The organism is Mycobacterium gordonae, assembly GCF_001417955.2.
GTDB classification, from domain to species: Bacteria; Actinomycetota; Actinomycetes; order Mycobacteriales; family Mycobacteriaceae; genus Mycobacterium; species Mycobacterium gordonae_B.
Map to the genome: position 1 here is coordinate 1 of NZ_LKTM01000352.1, position 17,742 is coordinate 17,742.

Here is a 17,742-nt window from a genome sequence, read left to right on the forward strand (position 1 = left end):
CCGCCCGCGCCGCCGGCGCTGCCGGCCTGTCCGTTCAACCCGGCGCCCCCATCACCACCCTTGCCGCCGAATGCCGCGAGGGCCCCGCCGTCCACGGAGCGCGCGTAGCCGGCCGTACCGCCGTCGCCACCGGCGGCGCCGCCGGGACCACCGGTGCCGCCCTTGCCGCCGCTTCCGGAAATGGCGTCCGCTCCCGCGGTGACGCCCGGGGTCCGGGTGACATCGGCGCTGCCACCGTTTCCACCGTTGCCGCCATCCACCCCGACGGTGCCGGGTGACCCGGGCGAGCCGAGTCCTCCTCTGGCGGCTCCGGTTTGTCCGACCTGGTTACTGGGGTTGTCCATCCCGTTGAGGCTCGGGTCGGTAACCGACGGCGGGTTCACCGCGTCTGCTCCCGTCATGCCGGCACCGCCGTGCCCGCCGTCGCCGCCGATGCCGAACAGCCCGGCGCTGCCGCCGGCGCCCCCAGTACCGCCCGTCATGCCGACCGACGTCGCCGCCCCGCCGCTGCCGCCGTTCCCGCCGTAGCCGTAGAGCCACCCCCCGCTACCGCCGGCGCCGCCGTTGGCACCGGCACCAGCGGCACCTCCGGCCCCGCCGTTGCCGATCAGACCGGCAGCGCCACCCGCACCTCCGGCCTGACCGGTCGCGCCCGAGCCTCCATTGCCCCCGTTGCCCAACAAGATTCCGCCCGCTGCGCCGTTGGCGCCCGACCCCTCCGCGCCGTCGGCGCCGTCTCCGATCAACGGCCGGCCCAGCGCAGCTTCGGTGGGGGCATTGATCGCCTCGAGGACCTGTTGTTGCAGAAGAGCCAGATTGGCGGCCTCGGTGTCCGTATAAGAGCTCACGTTCGCGGCCAGGGACTGCACGAACTGGTCGTGAAATGCCGTCGCGGCGGCAGACAGGCTCTGGTAGGCCTGACCATGCCCGGAGAACAGCGACGCCAACGCCACCGACACCTCGTCAGCGCCCGCGGCCAGAACCTCCGTCGTCGCAGCGGCAGCGTTTTCGTTGGCCCACCGCAGCGCCGAACCGATACTTGCCAGATCCGCCGCTGACGACGAAAGCGCTTCTGGGGCAACCATTAGATACGACACGGTGATCCATTTCCCTTCCACTTCGGGCTCGCTGATCACTCTGGTGTGGCGTCGGCCACACGTCCCTACGGCAAGCGGTGGATTGACGGGATGAAATTTCCTCCCCCAATTGGTGGACTGATACGCCGAGTGTGACTTCGGTGACGCGACACCCCGCAGCGGCGCCGGGGTATTCACAGTCGGCCTCAAGGTTTTTCGAGGGTTACAGGTATCTGCCAGACAACTGGGACACAACTTTCAGTCGATCTGGGCCCTGTCGGGTTGACTGGCTCAAGCGCCCGATGTGAGCATCGAAACCGACTTTGGCGCAAGCCTCTTCACTTCATGGTGCCCGTCGAGGCGCCCGGAAAGGTGAATAACCTATGGGCCGCAACCATCGCATCGCAGACTGGAATCCCGAGGACACCGCGGCCTGGGAAGCCGGGAACGACAAGATCGCCAGGCGCAACCTGCTCTGCACGGTGGCCGGCGATCACGTCGCGTTCTCGATCTGGTCCCTGTGGTCGGTGATGACGCTGTTCATGCCCGCAGCCGTGTACGGCTTCTCGGCCGGCGACAAGCTCTTGCTGGGTGCCGTCGCCACCCTGACCGGCGGTTGCGCACGCATTCCCTACACACTGGGCATCGCCAGGTTCGGCGGCCGCAACTGGACCACGTTCTCGGCGTTCGTGCTGCTGATCCCCACCGCCTTGACCATCGCGCTGCTGGCCCATCCCGGTCTGCCGCTGTGGCCATATGTATTGTGCGCGGCCATGACCGGCCTGGGTGGCGGCAATTACGCGGCGTCGCTGGCCAATGTCAACGCGTTCTATCCGGAGCGGCTCAAAGGTGCGGCGCTGGCCGTCAACGCCGGTGTCGGAAACCTGGGAGTCGCAGTGATCCAACTCGCCGGACTGTTGGCGCTGGCCGCCGCCGGTCACCAGGCGCCGTACTGGGTGTGTGCGATTTATCTTGTGCTGCTGGCAATCGCAGGTATCGCCGCGGCACTGTTCATGGACAACCTGGAACACGGCATTCAGCTGAACACGTTGCGCTCCGTGCTGTTCGTGCGGCACACCTGGGTGATCTCGCTGCTCTACATCTGCACCTTCGGCTCTTGGATCGGTTTCGCATTCGCCTTCGGCCAGGTGCTGCAGGTCAACTTCGAAGAGCACGGCGAATCCGTCAAACACGCGGCACTTCACGCGGCCCAGATCGCGTTTGTCGGGCCATTATTGGGCTCGCTGGCCCGGATATACGGCGGCCGCCTGTCCGATCGCATTGGCGGGAGCCGGGTCACCCTGGGTGTTCTCGCCGGCATGATCCTCGCTTCAGGTTTGCTGGTGGGCATCAGCACCCATGACGACATCGCACCGGACACGGGCAGTTTCACGCTGATCGGTTACGTGACGTGCTTCATCGCGTTGTTCATCCTGGCCGGGATGGGCAACGGCTCGGTATTCAAGCTGATCCCGTCGATCTTCGAGGCACGTAGCCGTTCCCTGGATGTCGACGAGGCCCAGCGTCGACACTGGGCGCGTGCCATGTCGGGTTCGCTTATCGGATTCTGTTCAGCCGTAGGGGCACTGGGCGGGGTGGGTATCAACCTGGCGCTGCGCGAGTCCTATCTGCACAGCGGCACCGAGACCTCGGCCTACTGGACGTTCCTGGCGTCCTACGTCTTCGCCGCGTGGCTAACCTGGGCAATGTACGTGCGCCGTCCCGGCACACCTGTGATGAAGAACGCAGCCGAGGGCAATGCTGCAGCAATTGTCAGGTAACGCTTCGGAAATGAGCTTGGCATACAAAGGACATATGGCCCAGTCAACGTCTGCGCCACTCACTGGCTACCGCATCGCAGTCACCTCGGCGCGTCGCTCAGAAGAGTTGTGCGCGCTGCTGAATCGTCACGGAGCGGAGGTTTTCGCCGCGCCCGCGATCAGCATGATCGCGCTACCCGATGACGACGAATTGCACGGCAACACTGAGGCTTTGATCACCAATCCACCGGATATTCTGGTAGCCCACACCGGCATCGGATTTCGCGGCTGGGTGGCGGCGGCCGAAGGGTGGGGCCTGGCGACCGAACTCATCGACTCGTTGTCATCAGCGCGGGTCATCTCGCGCGGCCCGAAAGCAACCGGCGCACTGCGCGCCGGCGGACTCCGCGAGGAATGGTCGCCCGAATCCGAATCCTCGCACGAAGTGCTGGAATATCTACTCCAGTCGGGAGTCGACGGTAAGCGCATCGCCGTTCAGTTGCACGGCGCGGCCGACGGGTGGGATCCCTTTCCGGAGTTCCTCGGTGGTCTGCGCGCTGCGGGCGCCGACGTGGTTCCGATCCGGGTATACCGTTGGAAGCCAGTGCCATTGGACGGGGAGTTCGATCAGCTGGTCACCGGTATCGCCCGACGCCAGTTCGACGCGGTGAGCTTCACCTCGGCCCCGGCGGCCGTGGCGGTGCTGGAGCGCAGCCGCGACCTGGGCATCGAGGACCAGGTGCTGGCGGCGTTCCGCAGCAGTGTGCACGCGATGTGCGTGGGCCCGGTGACGTCGCGGCCGTTGATCCGGCACGGGGTGCCGACGTCGTCACCAGAACGAATGCGGTTGGGCGCGTTGGCACGCCATATCGCCGAGGAACTGCCGCTGCTCGGTTCGTGCAGTGTGCGGGCCGCCGGTCATCTGGTGGACATCCGGGGTACCTGCGTGCTGGTCGACGGGTCGGTGAAGACCGTGTCGGGCAGTGGCATGGCGATACTGCATGCCCTGGCACACCGGCCCGGGGATGTGGTCGGACGCGCGGAACTGTTGCGACTGCTGCCCGGCAACGGTGGTGACACGCATGCGGTGGACACCGCCGTGCTTCGGCTGCGAACGGCGCTGGGCGACAGGAACATCGTTGCCACCGTCGTCAAGCGGGGTTACCGGCTGGCCCTCGACGGAGAGCACGACGCGGCATGAGCCTGATCCTGACGGCCCACGGCACCCGCCGGCCGGCTGGCGTCGCGATGATCGGCGACCTCGCGGCCCGGGTGGGTGAACTGCTCGACCGCAACATCGCGGTGGCGTTCGTCGACGTGCTCGGGCCCACCCCCAGCGAAGTGCTCTCGACCGTGCACGCCAGGAATGAGGCCGCAATCGTGTTGCCCGCGTTCCTTTCTCGCGGCTTCCACGTCCGGGCCGACCTGCCCGCGCATATCGAGGCCAGCGGACATCCGAATGTCCTCGTCACCCCCGCGCTCGGCCCGGGACCGGGCATCACCCGGATCATCTATCAGAACCTGCTGGAATCCGGTTGGCACTCCGAGGATTCAGTGATCCTGGCCGCCGCGGGTACTTCCGACCGCCGGGCCCGGGCCGACCTGGACGTCGCGGCGACGTTGTTGTCGACGCTGACCGGGTCGCCCGTTGAGCTGGGATTCGCGGCCACCGGCACCCCGACCATCCGCGATGCCGTCGCCAACGCCCGTCGCCGCGGTGCGCGCCGGGTCGTAGTGGCTTCCTACCTGCTGGCTGACGGGCTGTTCCAGGAGCGGCTGAACGACTGTGGCGCCGACCTCGTGACGCGGCCGCTGGGCAACCATCCCGGGGTGGCCCGCCTGCTCGCCGACCGGTTCCGGGAGGCCGCCGCTTCTTCGGCCGGAAGGCTCTACCAGCACACGGCGTGAGCAACGACACTTGATGTTTGTGGGTATCCCGGGTAATCCTGGCAACATGGCCCGTAACGAAGAGCCCTCGCGAGGACTCCTCGACGATGTGGCGAAGATGCTCCGTTTACCGTTCCGGACACCGGAGTTCATCGACCGCATCTTCACCGGGAGTGTCAACCAGGTGGGCCGACGCACGCTCTACATGCTGATCACCACGTGGGATGCCGCCGGCGGCGGGCCCTTTGCCGCGAGTGCGATCGCTTCCACGGGCCTGTCCAAGACCGCCGAGATCGTCCAGTCGATGTTGATCGGGCCGGTGTTCAACCCGCTGCTCAAGATGCTGGGGGCCGACAAGATCGCCGTCCGGGCCTCGCTGTGCGCATCGCAATTGGTCGGGCTGGGAATCATGCGCTACGGCGTGCGTTCCGAGCCGCTGCACTCGATGACGGTGGAACAGCTGGTGGATGCCATCGGTCCGACGATGCAGCGTTATCTCGTCGGCAAGATCGACTAGGCAGCCATCCGCGCCGCGAACCGCCCCACCAGAATCCGGCCGTCGGCGGTCACGCGCACCGGGTAGACCGGCACCGAAACCCGCTCGTCATCCAGGCAGGAACCGTCGTCCAGCGCGAAAGCCTGCTTGAGGATCGGCGATTGAACCATGGCGCGGCCCGCGCGATCCCCGACGATGCCGCGGGACAGCACCGCCGCACCCGAGAACGGATCGACATTACCGATCGCGTGCACGGCGCCGTCGTCAAGCCGGAACAGCGCCGCCTGGGCACCGTCGTCGAGCAGCACCCCGACGCCGCGTCCCGGGATGAGGTGGTCGTATCGGCAGGCGGTGGTCCACGCCTGGATGTCGTTGACGGTAGTCATGATTCATTCCCTCCCTAGCTACAGCTGTCCGCGAACTCGCGGGATACCAATGGGCACAGGCACTTTGCGTCCCGAACGCTCGGTGAACGTCACTGTCGGGTCGACGGCGCCGGGGGCGTTGACGAAGGAGACGAACCTCGAGAGCTTGTCCGGATCCTCCAGCACGCCCTTCCATTCGCACTGATAGCCGGCGACATGGCGCTCGATGGCGGCCTCGAATTCCCCGGCCAGACCCAGTGAGTCGTCGCACACCACCTCGCGCACGTGGTCCAGGCCGAGTGATTCCACCCAGGGCGCGGTTCGCTGCAAGCGGTCGGCCGTGCGTATGTAGTACATGAGAAACCGGTCGATATAACGAACCAGCGTCTCGGTGTCCAAGTCGCTGGCCAGCAGTTGCGCGTGCCTGGGGGTCATTCCGCCGTTGCCGCCGACATAGAGATTCCAGCCCTGCTCGGTGGCGATCACCCCGACGTCCTTGCCGCGCGCCTCGGCACACTCCCGTGCACAGCCCGACACCCCGAGCTTGATCTTGTGGGGTGCCCGCAGTCCGCGGTAACGCAATTCGAGGTCGATGGCCAGTTGCACCGAATCCTGCTGGCCGTACCGGCACCAGTCGCTGCCGACGCAACTCTTCACGGTCCGCAACGCCTTGCCGTAGGCGTGACCCGACTCCATGCCGGCATCGACCAGGCGCTTCCAGATTGCCGGCAACTGGTCCACCCGGGCCCCGAACAGGTCGATCCGCTGACCGCCGGTGATCTTGGTGTAGAGACCGAAATCCTGTGCGATCTGGCCGATCAGGATCAAGTGCTCGGGCTTGATGTCGCCGCCGGGCACCCGCGGCACCACCGAGTAGCTGCCGTTGCGCTGGATGTTGGCCAGGAAGTGGTCGTTGGAGTCCTGCAGTGAGGCCTGCTCGCCGTCCAGGATGTGATCGGATCCAGTGGAAGCCAGGATGGAGGCGACCACGGGTTTGCAGATGTCGCAACCCTTTCCGCGGCCGAAGCGCTCCAGCAGTCCGGAGAAGGTGCGGATCTCGGTCGCCGAGATGATCTCGAACAGCTCCGCCCGCGACTGCCCGAAGTGCTCGCACAGCGCCTTGGACTGCTCCACGCCCTCGGCTTCCAGCAGCTGCTTGAGCAGCGGGACGCAGGATCCACACGAGGTACCGGCGGAAGTGCAGGACTTCAGCGCCGCGACGTCGGCGCAGCCGTCGGCGATGGCGCACTTCAGGTCGCCCTTGCTGACGTTGTTGCAGGAGCAGATCTGGGCCGAATCCGGCAGTGCCCCAATGCCCAGAGCACCGGCCGTACCAGCCGACCCGGCCGGGGCGATGAGCGCGAGCGGGTCGCCGGGCAGTTCGCTGCCGACCATGGGACGCAGCACCCCGTACGACGAGGCATCGCCGACCAGCACACCGCCGAGCAGCGTCCTGGCATCGTCGGAGAGCACCAGCTTGGCGTAGGTGCGGTTCACCGCGTCGTTGATGACGACCTCAAGGCAGTTCTCTGTGCTGCCCATTGCGTCGCCGAAGCTGGCGACGTCGACGCCGAGCAGCTTGAGCTTGGTCGACAGGTCCGCCTCGGGAAATTCCGCGCTGCCGTCGACCAGCCGGTCGGCCACCACCTCGGCGCTGGTGTAGCCAGGGCCAACCAGGCCGTAGCACCGGCCCTCGATTGCCGCTACCTCGCCCACCGCGTAAATGTCGGGATCGCTGGTGCGGCAGGCCAAGTCGGTGAGCACGCCGCCGCGTGGGGCGATATCCAAGCCGGCGGCCCGGGCCAGTTCGTCGCGAGGCCGGATGCCGGCGGCGAAAATCAGCACGCCCGCGTCGATCACCCGGCCATCGGAGAGTCGCACCACCATCGATTCGGACCCGTCCGAATGCGTAACCGGCTCAATCGATTCGGTGCCGGTTCCGACGTGGATGTCGATCCCGAGCTCGCCGATCATCCGGGCGAGCAGCGCGCCGCCCGCCTCGTCGATCTGCTGAGCCATCAACCGGGGCATCATCTCAACGACGTGTGTCGCTAACCCGAACTGGCGCAGAGCGTTTGCGGCCTCCAGGCCCAGCAGTCCGCCACCGATGACAACGCCGGCGCCACCCGACTCGACGGCGCGCTGAGCGCCGGCTCGGATGGCGTCGAGATCGTCGAGGGTCCGGTAGACGTGGCACGACGGCAGGTCGTGGCCGGTGACCGGGGGCACGAAGGCGTAGGAGCCGGTGGCCAGAACCAGGGCGTCGTAACCGTGGACCCGGCCGTCGGTAGTGACGACTGTCTTTGCCGCACGGTTGATTTCGGTGACGCGGGTGTTCAGCAGCAGTTCCACCTGCGGGTCCCCGACGTAGTCGTTGCCGGGCAGGGCCAGCAGGCTGCGGTCCCAGCTTTCGGTGTAGGAGGTCAGGCCGACGCGGTCGTAGGCGGCATCGGCCTCCTCGGCCAACACGGTGATTCGCCAAGCACCGCTGGCGTCGCGGGCGCGCAGCGCCTCGACGAACCGATGGCCGACCATGCCGTGGCCGACCACGACAACACGCCGGACGTCAGCGCGCGCGGGAGTACTTCCGGCAGAGGACATGTCACGAGACTACGAAGCCGATGTTGCCGCGAATGACGCCGAATGTGACGCATTCATCACGCCGTCCTCACAACTGGCAATCGCCTGTGTGACGATGTTCGCTCTCAGCGAACGGCCAGGTGGAACTTTAGCGTAGGACGCTCATGTTTAACCGGGTAGCCGACCAGCACAGCGTCGGACACAGCTAACTCACAACGAAGAGTAAGGAGTCATCCATGAGCAATCTCGCCTTGTGGTCGCGTCCGGCGTGGGACACCGACCGGTGGCTGCGGGACTTTTTCGGTCCGGCTTCCGCCGACTGGGTCAAGCCCGCTACCAGCGGTTTCAACCCGGCGGCCGAGATCCTGAAGGACGGGGATGACGCGGTAGTCCGGTTGGAGCTGCCGGGCGTCGACGTCGAGAAGGACGTCAACGTCGAGGTGGACAAGGGGCGCCTGGTCATCCATGGCGAACACCGCGACGAACACGCGGAAGAAGAGCACGGCCGCACCCTGCGGGAGATCCGGTACGGGTCGTTCCGCCGGTCGTTCCAGCTCCCGGCGCACGTCACCGGCGAGGCCATCTCGGCGTCGTACGACGCGGGCGTGCTGACCGTGCGGGTCACCGGCGCATACGCCGGGGCGCAGCCGCAGCGCATCGCCATCACCAAGTAGGGCAGCGCGGCAGGCCCCCCGCGAGCGGGGGGCCTGTTCTGCCCTACTGCCAGCGGGCGAGCAGTTCGGTGGCCCGAGCTGACAGCGCGTACTGGAAGAACGGGCCGAAGCTGATCCGGGCGACCCCGAGCGGGCCGAACGAGGCCGGGGCATCCTGGTCCGGCACCGCGATCGCGTTGATCGGCAGTGGCAACTCAGTTGCCAAGCGCCGCAACGTCTCCGGGTCGTGACGCGCCACCGGGTACAGCACATCGGCGCCGGCCCGGGCCGCTTCGGACAGGCGCGCCACGGCCAGGTCGACCCGGCCCTCTGGGTCGCCTTCCTGGCGCAGGAACACATCGGTGCGTGCGTTGATCACCACGTGCACCCCGGCCGCATCGGCGGCCGCCCGCAGGGCTCCCACCAACTCCGCGTGCTCGCCGGAGGACCGCAGCCGGCCGCCTTCGGAGTGCACGGTGTCTTCGATGTTGAGTCCCACGGCGCCGGCCTCCAGCAGGCCCTCGATCAGCCGCGGCGCCGGTAGCCCGTAGCCGGACTCGATGTCGACCGAGACCGGCAGGTCGACGGCCGCGGTGATCTGCGCGACGCGGGCCAGCACGTCGTCGAACGACATGCCCTCGCCGTCGGGTTTGCCGATCGAGTCCGCCAGCGGGTGACTGCCCACCGTCAGCGCCGCAAATCCGGCCTGCGTGGCCAGATTCGCCGACCAGGCATCCCACACCGTCGGCAGCACCACCGGATTGCCCGGTTGATGGAGTTGCAGCAGCACGCGGGCCTGTTCGGCGGGTTCCTGCGGCATGGGCACAAAGTCACTTTCTTGGCGGCGGGACCCAAGTTGGCCGGTGTCCGGCTCCGACAGCGGATAGTATCGACTGGCGTACTGTGATCCGTAACACCTTCGGCCCGGGGAGCATCGATTGTCCACTGCCACTGAACTCACCGAACTGCACGACCTGATGCGGGGACTGCGGCGGTGTGTGACCTCGCTGAAGTCGCGGTACGGAGACAATCCGGCGACGCGCCGCATCGTCATCGACGCCGAGCGAATCCTCACTGACATCGAGCTACTCGACAACGATGTCGCTGAACTGGACCTCACCCGGGCCACCGTCTACCAATCCGGCGAGAAGATCGCGATCCCGGACACCCAGTACGACACCGACTTCTGGCGCGATGTCGACGATGAGGGTGTCGGGGGTCACAGCAGGTATTGACCGACGCCTGACTGAGAAGCCCGACTAAGGAGCGGGCGTTCATTCTGTGTACCCTTCGAGCTACAGCCCGTTCGAAGAGGAACAACACATTAGATGAGCGCACCAACGGCGAGCCGTTCTGAGTCCGGCGTCTTTTCAGCTACCCGAGCCCAAATCGGGCGCAAAACGCTTCGCACCGACAGGTGGTGGCTGCAGCCCCTGAGGATCAACCTGGGCTTCGCCGCTTTCGTCATCTACGCGACGGTGCGCGCGTTCCAGCAGGACTACTTCTTCGTCCCCAAGTACCACTACCTGACGCCGTTCTACTCGCCGTGCGTCAGCAAGGCTTGCGGTGAGGCCAGCGAATTCTGGCCGCAGATCCTGCCGGATGTGTGGTGGTTGCCCTACGCGGCGTTGACGCTGCCGTTCCTGCTGTTGTTCCGGTTGACCTGCTACTACTACCGCGGCGCCTACTACCGCACGGTGTGGCAGTCGCCGACGGCATGCGCGGTGGCCGAGCCGCGCGTCCACTACACCGGTGAGACGAAGTTCCCGCTGATCATCCAGAACACCCACCGGTACTTCTTCTACATCGCCGGCATCATCTCGGTGATCAACACCTGGGACGCCATCGCCGCCTTCCACTCCGAAGACGGCCCGGGCGGATTCGGGTTCGGTTTGGGCAATCTCGTCCTGCTCGGCAACGTCATCATGCTGTGGACCTACACGCTGTCCTGCCACTCCTGCCGGCACGTCACCGGTGGCCGTCTCAAGCACTTCTCCAAACACCCTGTGCGGTACTGGATCTGGACCCAGGTCAGCAAGATCAACGAGCGGCACAAGATGTACGCCTGGATCACCCTCGGGACGTTGATGTTCACCGACTTCTACATCTTGCTGGTGTCCAGCGGCACCATCTCCGACCTGAGATTCATTGGCTGATCAGCCCTTCAGCCACATTGCGAACGAAATTCCATAATTTGAGCGAGGTTTCATGGTTGAGGTCGAAAGGCACGCCTACGACGTAGTCGTAATCGGTGCCGGCGGCGCAGGCTTACGCGCGGTCATCGAAGCGCGCGAACGCGGCCTGAAGGTCGCGGTGGTGACCAAGTCCCTGTTCGGCAAGGCCCACACGGTGATGGCCGAGGGTGGCTGCGCGGCATCCATGGGCAATGCCAACCCGAAAGACAACTGGCAGACCCACTTCGGTGACACCATGCGGGGCGGCAAGTTCCTCAACAACTGGCGGATGGCCGAGTTGCACGCCAAGGAGGCACCGGACCGCGTCTGGGAGCTGGAGACCTACGGCGCGCTGTTCGACCGCACCAAGGATGGCCGGATCAGCCAGCGCAACTTCGGTGGACACACCTACCCGCGGTTGGCCCACGTCGGTGACCGCACCGGCCTGGAGCTGATCCGCACCATGCAGCAGAAGATCGTCTCGCTGCAGCAGGAGGACTTCGCAGAATTCGGCGACTACGAAGCCCGGATCCGGGTGTTCGCCGAATGCACGGTCACCGAGCTGCTCAAAGACGGTGACGCGATCGCCGGGGCCTTCGGCTACTGGCGGGAGAGCGGCAACTTCGTGCTGTTCGAGGCGCCGGCCGTCGTGCTGGCCACCGGCGGCATCGGCAAGTCGTTCAAGGTCACCTCCAACTCCTGGGAGTACACCGGCGACGGGCACGCGCTGGCCCTGCGGGCCGGCGCCACCTTGATCAACATGGAGTTCGTCCAGTTCCACCCGACCGGCATGGTCTGGCCGCCGAGTGTGAAGGGCATCCTGGTCACCGAGGGTGTGCGTGGAGACGGCGGCGTGCTCAAGAACTCCGAGAACGAACGTTTTATGTTCGGCTACATCCCGCCGGTCTTCAAAGGGCAGTACGCCGAAGACGAGCAGGAGGCCGACCAGTGGCTCAAGGACAACGACTCGGCCCGTCGCACCCCGGACCTGCTGCCGCGTGACGAGGTAGCGCGCGCGATCAACTCGGAGGTAAAGGCCGGCCGCGGCACCCCGCACGGCGGGGTCTACCTGGACATCGCGTCCCGGCTGACCCCGGCGGAGATCAAGCGCCGGCTGCCGTCGATGTACCACCAGTTCATGGAACTGGCCGAGGTCGACATCACCAAGGAGCCGATGGAGGTCGGCCCCACCTGTCACTACGTGATGGGTGGTGTCGAGGTCGACGCCGACACCGGCGCGGCCAAGGTGCCGGGCCTGTTCGCCGCGGGTGAGTGCTCCGGCGGCATGCACGGCTCCAACCGGCTCGGCGGCAACTCGCTGTCCGACCTGCTGGTGTTCGGCCGGCGCGCCGGGCTGGGAGCCGCCGACTACGTGCGGGCCCTGAGCAGCCGTCCGACGGTCTCCGAGAAGGCCCTCAACGACGCAGAGCAGTTCGCCCTCAAGCCGTTCACCGGCCCGACCGACGGCTCGGCGCCGGAGAATCCCTATGCGCTGCAGATGGATCTGCAGCACGTGATGAACGACCTGGTCGGCATCATCCGCAAAGAGGAAGAGATCACCCGGGCGCTCAAGCTGCTCAAGGAGCTCTGGTCGCGCTACCAGAACGTCCAGGTCGAAGGCGGACGCCAGTACAACCCGGGCTGGAATCTGGCAATCGACCTGCGCAACATGCTGATGGTCAGCGAATGCATCGCCAAGGCGGCGCTCACCCGCACCGAGAGCCGCGGCGGGCACACCCGCGACGACCACCCGAGCATGGACTCCAGCTGGCGCAACACGCTGCTGGTGTGCACGGAAGCCTCCCAGGATGAGGCCGAGACCACCGGCGACCACATCACCATCACCCGCCAGGAGCAGGTCCCGATGCGGGCCGACTTGCTGGAGCTCTTCAAGATCTCCGAATTGGAGAAGTACTACACCAACGAAGAGCTGGCCGAGCACCCGGAACGGAGAGCGTAATGGCTTACAACGCGAGCATGCGGGTCTGGCGCGGCGACGAAAGTGGCGGCGGGCTCCAAGAATTCACCGTCGAGGTCAACGAGGGTGAGGTCGTCCTCGACGTCATCCACCGCCTGCAGCAGACGCAGACGCCCGACCTGGCGGTGCGCTGGAACTGCAAGGCGGGCAAGTGCGGGTCGTGTTCGGCGGAGATCAACGGCAAGCCGCGCCTGATGTGCATGACACGGATGTCGACATTCGAGGAGAACGAGGTCGTCACCGTCACCCCGATCCGGACCTTCCCGGTGATCCGCGACCTGGTGACCGATGTGTCGTTCAACTACGAAAAGGCGCGCGAGATCCCGTCGTTCACTCCGCCCAAGGAACTGCAGCCGGGCGAGTACCGGATGGCGCAGGTCGACGTTCAGCGCTCGCAGGAATTCCGCAAGTGCATCGAGTGCTTCCTGTGCCAGAACGTCTGTCACGTCATCCGTGACCACGACGAGAACAAAGAGGCGTTCGCCGGCCCGCGCTTCCTGATGCGGATTGCCGAGCTCGACATGCACCCGCTGGACACGGTGGACCGGCAGAAGCAGGCCCAGGAAGAGCACGGGCTGGGCTACTGCAACATCACCAAGTGCTGCACCGAGGTCTGCCCCGAGCACATCAAGATCACCGACAACGCGCTGATCCCGATGAAAGAGCGGGTCGCCGACCGCAAGTACGACCCGGTCGTCTGGCTGGGTAACAAGCTGTTCAGGCGTTAACCGCCGCCGCACCGGGTATCCGGTCGGCATGCGAGGAACGACCAGCGACAACGAGATTCGAACGGCGATTCGGGAGTTGTCCGTCCGCGCCGAGCTGGCGCACAAAGAAGGACGGCACGACGACGCGAGCGAGATCGAGCAACGGATCGACGGGTACCGGAGAGAACTGAGCCAACGGCCCTAGCCGCCCTCGGCCTCAGACGCCGAGGCGGCGAAAAACGCTGCGGTGGAACACGATCGGGGCCACCTCGGCGTCGACGGTGACCTCATTGACACGCAGCACCACGATAGTGTGGTCGCCGGCCGGAATGAGTTGCTCGATCGCACTTTCCAACCACAACGCCGTGCCCCTGATGAAAACCGCTCCCGAGTCGCGCGATTCCGTTTCCAGTCCGGCGAACCGGTCACCGGTCTTGGCGGCCAGGGTGCGGGCCGCCGCATCGTGGGACTCACCGAGCACGCTGATGCCCAGCATCGGCGCGCCCTTGAGCTTGGGCCAGGTCGTAGACGTGTTCTGCACGCAGAACGACACCAGCGGCGGCTCCAGCGACACCGGCACGAATGTGCTGGCCGCCAGGCCTTCCCGCACTCCGTTCACCTCGGCGGCAATGGCGATCACCCCGGACGGAAAGTGGCCGAAAGCCTCACGCAGTGACGTCGGCGTCAGCTTGTTATTCGCACTCACCGGACTTCATTCGCTCCTCGAGCCGAGAACGGGATTCTCGCTTTCGAGCCTACCGGGCGCGTATCCATGGGCAGCAGCCACATCGGGGTGCGCGCGCACCCTGCTCTTCCAGGCGTTGCGGCCGTAAACGGAGTGGATCGGGTCGGCCGGGTCCGGCGCCCGCCGCGCCTGCGCGGCCAGGTCGGCGGGCAGCGACAGCAGAGGCAGCTGCGCATCCAGCGCGGGGTTGAAGAAGTACGGCACCGAGATGCGATCGGCGGTGGCGCCGGCCAGGTCCACCCGGTGCTCGGTCGCCCGCAGGTAACCCCCGGTGGCGAGTTCGAGCAACTCGCCGATATTGACGACGAACGCCCCGTCGAGCGGCGCGACGTCGACCCAGCGCTCGCCTCGTCGCACCTGCAGGCCCCGGCTACCCGGCTCGGTCAACAGCAGGGTGAGCACCCCGGAGTCTTTGTGGGGGCCGACACCCTGCCGGGACTCGGCACGGCGCGGGTACCGAATGATCTTGATCAGCGTCGCGGGGCGCTCTGCGAAGGCCGCGTCGAAGACCTCCGGCGGGCTGCCGAGCGAGGCCGCCCAATGCCGCAGCAGGGTGCGCGACACCTGCGACATCGCGGCATCCCACTCGGCGATGAGGCCAGGCAGTTCCGGCATCGCGGCCGGCCACTGGTTGGGACCCTGCAACCACAGATACTCGGGCCGGCCGGGCCCACCGATGGACGGGCGCTCGGTGCCGATGTCGATCTGCTCGCGCCAGTCGACTTCACCCCTGGTCAACTCCCCACCCAACCTGGTGTAGCCGCGAAAGTGCGGACTGCGCACCATCGCGATCGCGTCCTTGTCCGCATCCGGCAGCGCAAAGAGTCGCCGCGCGGCGTCGAGCACCCTGGCCACCAGCGTGGCGGGTACGCCGTGGCCGACCAGATAGAAGAAGCCCACCTCGTGGGCGGCCCGCCGCAGACCGTGGCGCAGTTGGCCGGAATCGGCGCCCAGATCCACTATCGGAAGGGCCGTGACGCTCCCCACATTTATCATCTGCTCCATCATTGCCGCAGGTGAGCAGGCGTGCCAGGGCTGCAATCAGCAGTATCCCAACCGGTTGGTTAGTTAGACCGTGAAATGTTCCTCACATCGACTTGCGTTGAACAACACAGCCGCGATATTTTAACGGTGTTACTGGTGGGTAACTTAGACCTAGTACCCAACCACAGGTGGCATTCTCAACGAGGAGGACCGTAGTGAGCCACTACAAGAGCAACGTTCGTGACCAGGAATTCAACCTGTTCGAGGTGCTGGGTGTTGACAAGGCGTTAGGCCAGGGCGAATTCAGCGACCTGGACGCCGACACCGGCCGCGAGATTCTCGCCGAGGTGGCCCGGCTGGCCGAAGGCCCCGTCGCCGAATCATTCATCGAAGGCGACCGCAACCCGCCGACCTTCGACCCGAAGACTTTCTCGGTAACCCTGCCGGAGTCGTTCAAGAAGTCCGTCAATGCGGTCATCGACGCCGGCTGGGACAAGGCCGGCCTTGACGAGGCACTCGGTGGCATGCCGATGCCCAAGGCCCTGATGTGGGCCATCAACGAGCACATTCTCGGCTCCAACCCGGCGGTGTGGATGTACGCAGGTGGCGCCGGTTTCGCCCAGATTCTGTACCACCTCGGCACCGAGGAGCAGAAGAAGTGGGCCGTGCTGGCCGCCGAGCGCCGCTGGGGTTCGACCATGGTGCTCACCGAGCCGGACGCCGGCTCGGACGTGGGCGCCGGTCGCACCAAGGCCGTACAGCAGGAGGACGGCACCTGGCACATCGACGGTGTCAAGCGCTTCATCACCTCGGGTGACTCGGGCGACCTGTTCGAGAACATCTTCCACCTGGTCCTGGCCCGCCCGGAGGGCGCCGGCCCCGGCACCAAGGGACTGTCGCTGTTCTTCGTGCCCAAGTTCCTGTTCGACCCCGAGACGGGCGAACCGGGCGAGCGCAACGGCGTATACGTCACCAACGTCGAGCACAAGATGGGCCTGAAGGTCTCGGCTACCTGTGAGCTGTCCCTCGGCCAGCACGACAAGCCCGCCATCGGCTGGCTGGTCGGCGAGGTGCACGACGGTATTGCGCAGATGTTCGAGGTCATCGAGCAGGCGCGCATGATGGTGGGCACCAAGGCCATCGCCACCCTGTCCACCGGCTACCTGAACGCGCTGGAATACGCCAAGTCGCGGGTCCAGGGTGCCGACCTGACCCAGATGACCGACAAGACGGCTCCCCGGGTGACCATCACGCACCACCCCGACGTCCGCCGGTCGCTGATGACCCAGAAGGCGTACGCCGAGGGCCTGCGGGCGCTGTACCTCTACACCGCGACCTTCCAGGACGCGCCGGTCGCCGAGGCGCTGCACGGGGTGACCCCCGAGCTGGCCGCCAAGATCAACGACCTGCTGCTGCCGATCGTCAAGGGCGTTGGCTCCGAGCAGGCCTACGCCAAGCTCACCGAGAGCCTGCAGACCTTCGGTGGGTCCGGCTTCCTGCAGGACTACCCGGTCGAGCAGTACATCCGGGACGCCAAGATCGACTCCCTCTACGAGGGCACCACCGCCATCCAGGCGCAGGACTTCTTCTTCCGCAAGATCGTCCGCGACAAGGGTGTGGCGCTGGCGCATGTGTCGGGTGAGATCCAGCAGTTCGTCGACAGCGAATCCGGCAACGGACGTCTCAAGACCGAGCGGGCGCTGCTCGCGAAGGCCCTCACCGACGTCCAGGCGATGGCCGCCTCGCTGACCGGCTACCTGATGGCCGCCCAAGAGGACGTCACCAGCCTCTACAAGGTGGGCCTGGGTTCGGTGCGCTTCCTGATGAGCGTCGGCGACCTGGTCATCGGCTGGTTGCTGCAGCGTCAGGCCGCCGTCGCGATCGAGGCCCTGGACGCCGGCGCGACCGGCGCCGAGCGGTCCTTCTACGAGGGCAAGATCGCGGTGGCGTCGTTCTTTGCGAAGAACTTCCTGCCGCTGTTGACCAGCACCCGCGAGGTGATCGAGACCCTGGACAACGAGATCATGGAGCTCGACGAAGCCGCATTCTGAGTAGTCACGTCAAAAATCCCCCCGCTTCGGCGGGGGGATTTTTTGTTCGGGCGGCGCGACACTGACGTCAGGCACAAAACACGCCGGGAAGGGTGTGCGCACGTTCAATTTCGGCGAAGAGGCCGGGACGCGGCGAACAAAGCAAAAAGACCGCCGCTGGATCCCCTCACTCCAGCGGCGGCCCTTCTCGTTCGCCCGTCCACTCTGACCGGCAATCGATCCAGGGATTGCCCCGCGTTGCCGTCGGGGTCGGGGGGTCAGACACCAACACGGGGCTATCCGAACG

The 17,742-nt window shown here is 66.1% G+C and carries 17 protein-coding genes; 11 read left to right on the top strand and 6 right to left on the bottom strand.

What is annotated here, in order from left to right:
• Positions 1-1,097 (bottom strand): PE family protein (locus AO501_RS27265; protein ID WP_082658872.1); only part of this gene is annotated, 1,097 nt, incomplete at its 3' end.
• A 362-nt stretch (positions 1,098-1,459) separates the two neighbouring features.
• On the opposite strand from AO501_RS27265, the gene AO501_RS27270 reads away from it, so the two are divergent.
• From AO501_RS27270 to AO501_RS27285, 4 genes are read left to right on the top strand one after another with little or no spacing between them, the layout of a single operon-like run.
• Positions 1,460-2,857 (top strand): nitrate/nitrite transporter, encoded by a 1,398-nt coding sequence (locus tag AO501_RS27270; RefSeq protein ID WP_055580701.1) that lies wholly within the window; start codon positions 1,460-1,462, stop codon positions 2,855-2,857.
• A gap of 34 nt (positions 2,858-2,891) precedes the next feature.
• Positions 2,892-4,037, top strand: coding sequence for a uroporphyrinogen-III synthase (locus tag AO501_RS27275; protein ID WP_055580702.1), 1,146 nt, complete (start codon positions 2,892-2,894; stop codon positions 4,035-4,037).
• Positions 4,034-4,744, top strand: coding sequence for a sirohydrochlorin chelatase (locus AO501_RS27280; RefSeq protein WP_055580703.1), 711 nt, complete (start codon positions 4,034-4,036; stop codon positions 4,742-4,744). The genes AO501_RS27275 and AO501_RS27280 overlap by 4 nt, the downstream gene beginning before the upstream one ends.
• Before the next feature lie 46 nt (positions 4,745-4,790).
• A complete protein-coding gene (locus AO501_RS27285; RefSeq protein ID WP_055580704.1) occupies positions 4,791-5,240 on the top strand; it encodes a hypothetical protein in 450 nt (149 codons plus the stop codon).
• Here the strand turns inward: AO501_RS27285 and nirD are convergent.
• Both nirD and nirB read right to left on the bottom strand, forming a co-directional pair.
• Complete coding sequence (gene nirD, locus AO501_RS27290; RefSeq protein WP_055580705.1) at positions 5,237-5,605, bottom strand: nitrite reductase small subunit NirD; 369 nt, start codon at positions 5,603-5,605, stop codon at positions 5,237-5,239. The genes AO501_RS27285 and nirD overlap by 4 nt on opposite strands.
• A gap of 18 nt (positions 5,606-5,623) precedes the next feature.
• Positions 5,624-8,185 (bottom strand): nitrite reductase large subunit NirB, encoded by a 2,562-nt coding sequence (gene nirB / locus AO501_RS27295; RefSeq protein ID WP_082658870.1) that lies wholly within the window; start codon positions 8,183-8,185, stop codon positions 5,624-5,626.
• A 215-nt stretch (positions 8,186-8,400) separates the two neighbouring features.
• On the opposite strand from nirB, the gene AO501_RS27300 reads away from it, so the two are divergent.
• Positions 8,401-8,838, top strand: a complete 438-nt coding sequence (locus AO501_RS27300) for an Hsp20/alpha crystallin family protein (RefSeq protein WP_055580706.1) — start codon at positions 8,401-8,403, stop codon at positions 8,836-8,838.
• Positions 8,839-8,881: 43 nt separating this feature from the next.
• Here AO501_RS27300 and AO501_RS27305 read toward each other — a convergent pair whose 3' ends face one another.
• The gene (locus AO501_RS27305) at positions 8,882-9,637 is read right to left on the bottom strand and encodes an isocitrate lyase/PEP mutase family protein (RefSeq protein WP_055580707.1); all 756 of its coding nucleotides are present in this window, start codon (positions 9,635-9,637) and stop codon (positions 8,882-8,884) included.
• A gap of 118 nt (positions 9,638-9,755) precedes the next feature.
• Between AO501_RS27305 and AO501_RS27310 the strand changes: the two genes are divergently transcribed.
• The 5 genes from AO501_RS27310 to AO501_RS38465 all read left to right on the top strand — a co-directional run bounded on the left by AO501_RS27310 (position 9,756) and on the right by AO501_RS38465 (position 13,881).
• A complete protein-coding gene (locus AO501_RS27310; protein ID WP_055580708.1) occupies positions 9,756-10,052 on the top strand; it encodes a hypothetical protein in 297 nt (98 codons plus the stop codon).
• A 93-nt stretch (positions 10,053-10,145) separates the two neighbouring features.
• On the top strand, positions 10,146-10,973 hold the full coding sequence (locus AO501_RS27315; protein ID WP_055580709.1) for a hypothetical protein: 828 nt from the start codon (positions 10,146-10,148) through the stop codon (positions 10,971-10,973).
• A 52-nt stretch (positions 10,974-11,025) separates the two neighbouring features.
• On the top strand, positions 11,026-12,951 hold the full coding sequence (locus AO501_RS27320) for a fumarate reductase/succinate dehydrogenase flavoprotein subunit (protein WP_055580710.1): 1,926 nt from the start codon (positions 11,026-11,028) through the stop codon (positions 12,949-12,951).
• Positions 12,951-13,697 (top strand): succinate dehydrogenase/fumarate reductase iron-sulfur subunit, encoded by a 747-nt coding sequence (locus tag AO501_RS27325; protein ID WP_055580711.1) that lies wholly within the window; start codon positions 12,951-12,953, stop codon positions 13,695-13,697. The genes AO501_RS27320 and AO501_RS27325 overlap by 1 nt, the downstream gene beginning before the upstream one ends.
• Before the next feature lie 28 nt (positions 13,698-13,725).
• Positions 13,726-13,881 (top strand): hypothetical protein, encoded by a 156-nt coding sequence (locus AO501_RS38465; RefSeq protein ID WP_197419959.1) that lies wholly within the window; start codon positions 13,726-13,728, stop codon positions 13,879-13,881.
• A gap of 12 nt (positions 13,882-13,893) precedes the next feature.
• Here AO501_RS38465 and AO501_RS27330 read toward each other — a convergent pair whose 3' ends face one another.
• Both AO501_RS27330 and AO501_RS27335 read right to left on the bottom strand, forming a co-directional pair.
• Positions 13,894-14,382 carry a flavin reductase family protein gene (locus AO501_RS27330; RefSeq protein ID WP_055580712.1) on the bottom strand — a complete coding sequence of 163 codons (489 nt, stop codon included), beginning with the start codon at positions 14,380-14,382 and terminating at the stop codon, positions 13,894-13,896.
• 6 nt (positions 14,383-14,388) lie between these two features.
• Positions 14,389-15,429 (bottom strand): isopenicillin N synthase family dioxygenase, encoded by a 1,041-nt coding sequence (locus AO501_RS27335; RefSeq protein ID WP_055580713.1) that lies wholly within the window; start codon positions 15,427-15,429, stop codon positions 14,389-14,391.
• A 191-nt stretch (positions 15,430-15,620) separates the two neighbouring features.
• On the opposite strand from AO501_RS27335, the gene AO501_RS27340 reads away from it, so the two are divergent.
• Entirely contained in the window at positions 15,621-17,456 is a 1,836-nt protein-coding gene (locus tag AO501_RS27340; RefSeq protein ID WP_055580714.1) for an acyl-CoA dehydrogenase, read from the top strand.
• Positions 17,457-17,742: the final 286 nt, after the last annotated feature.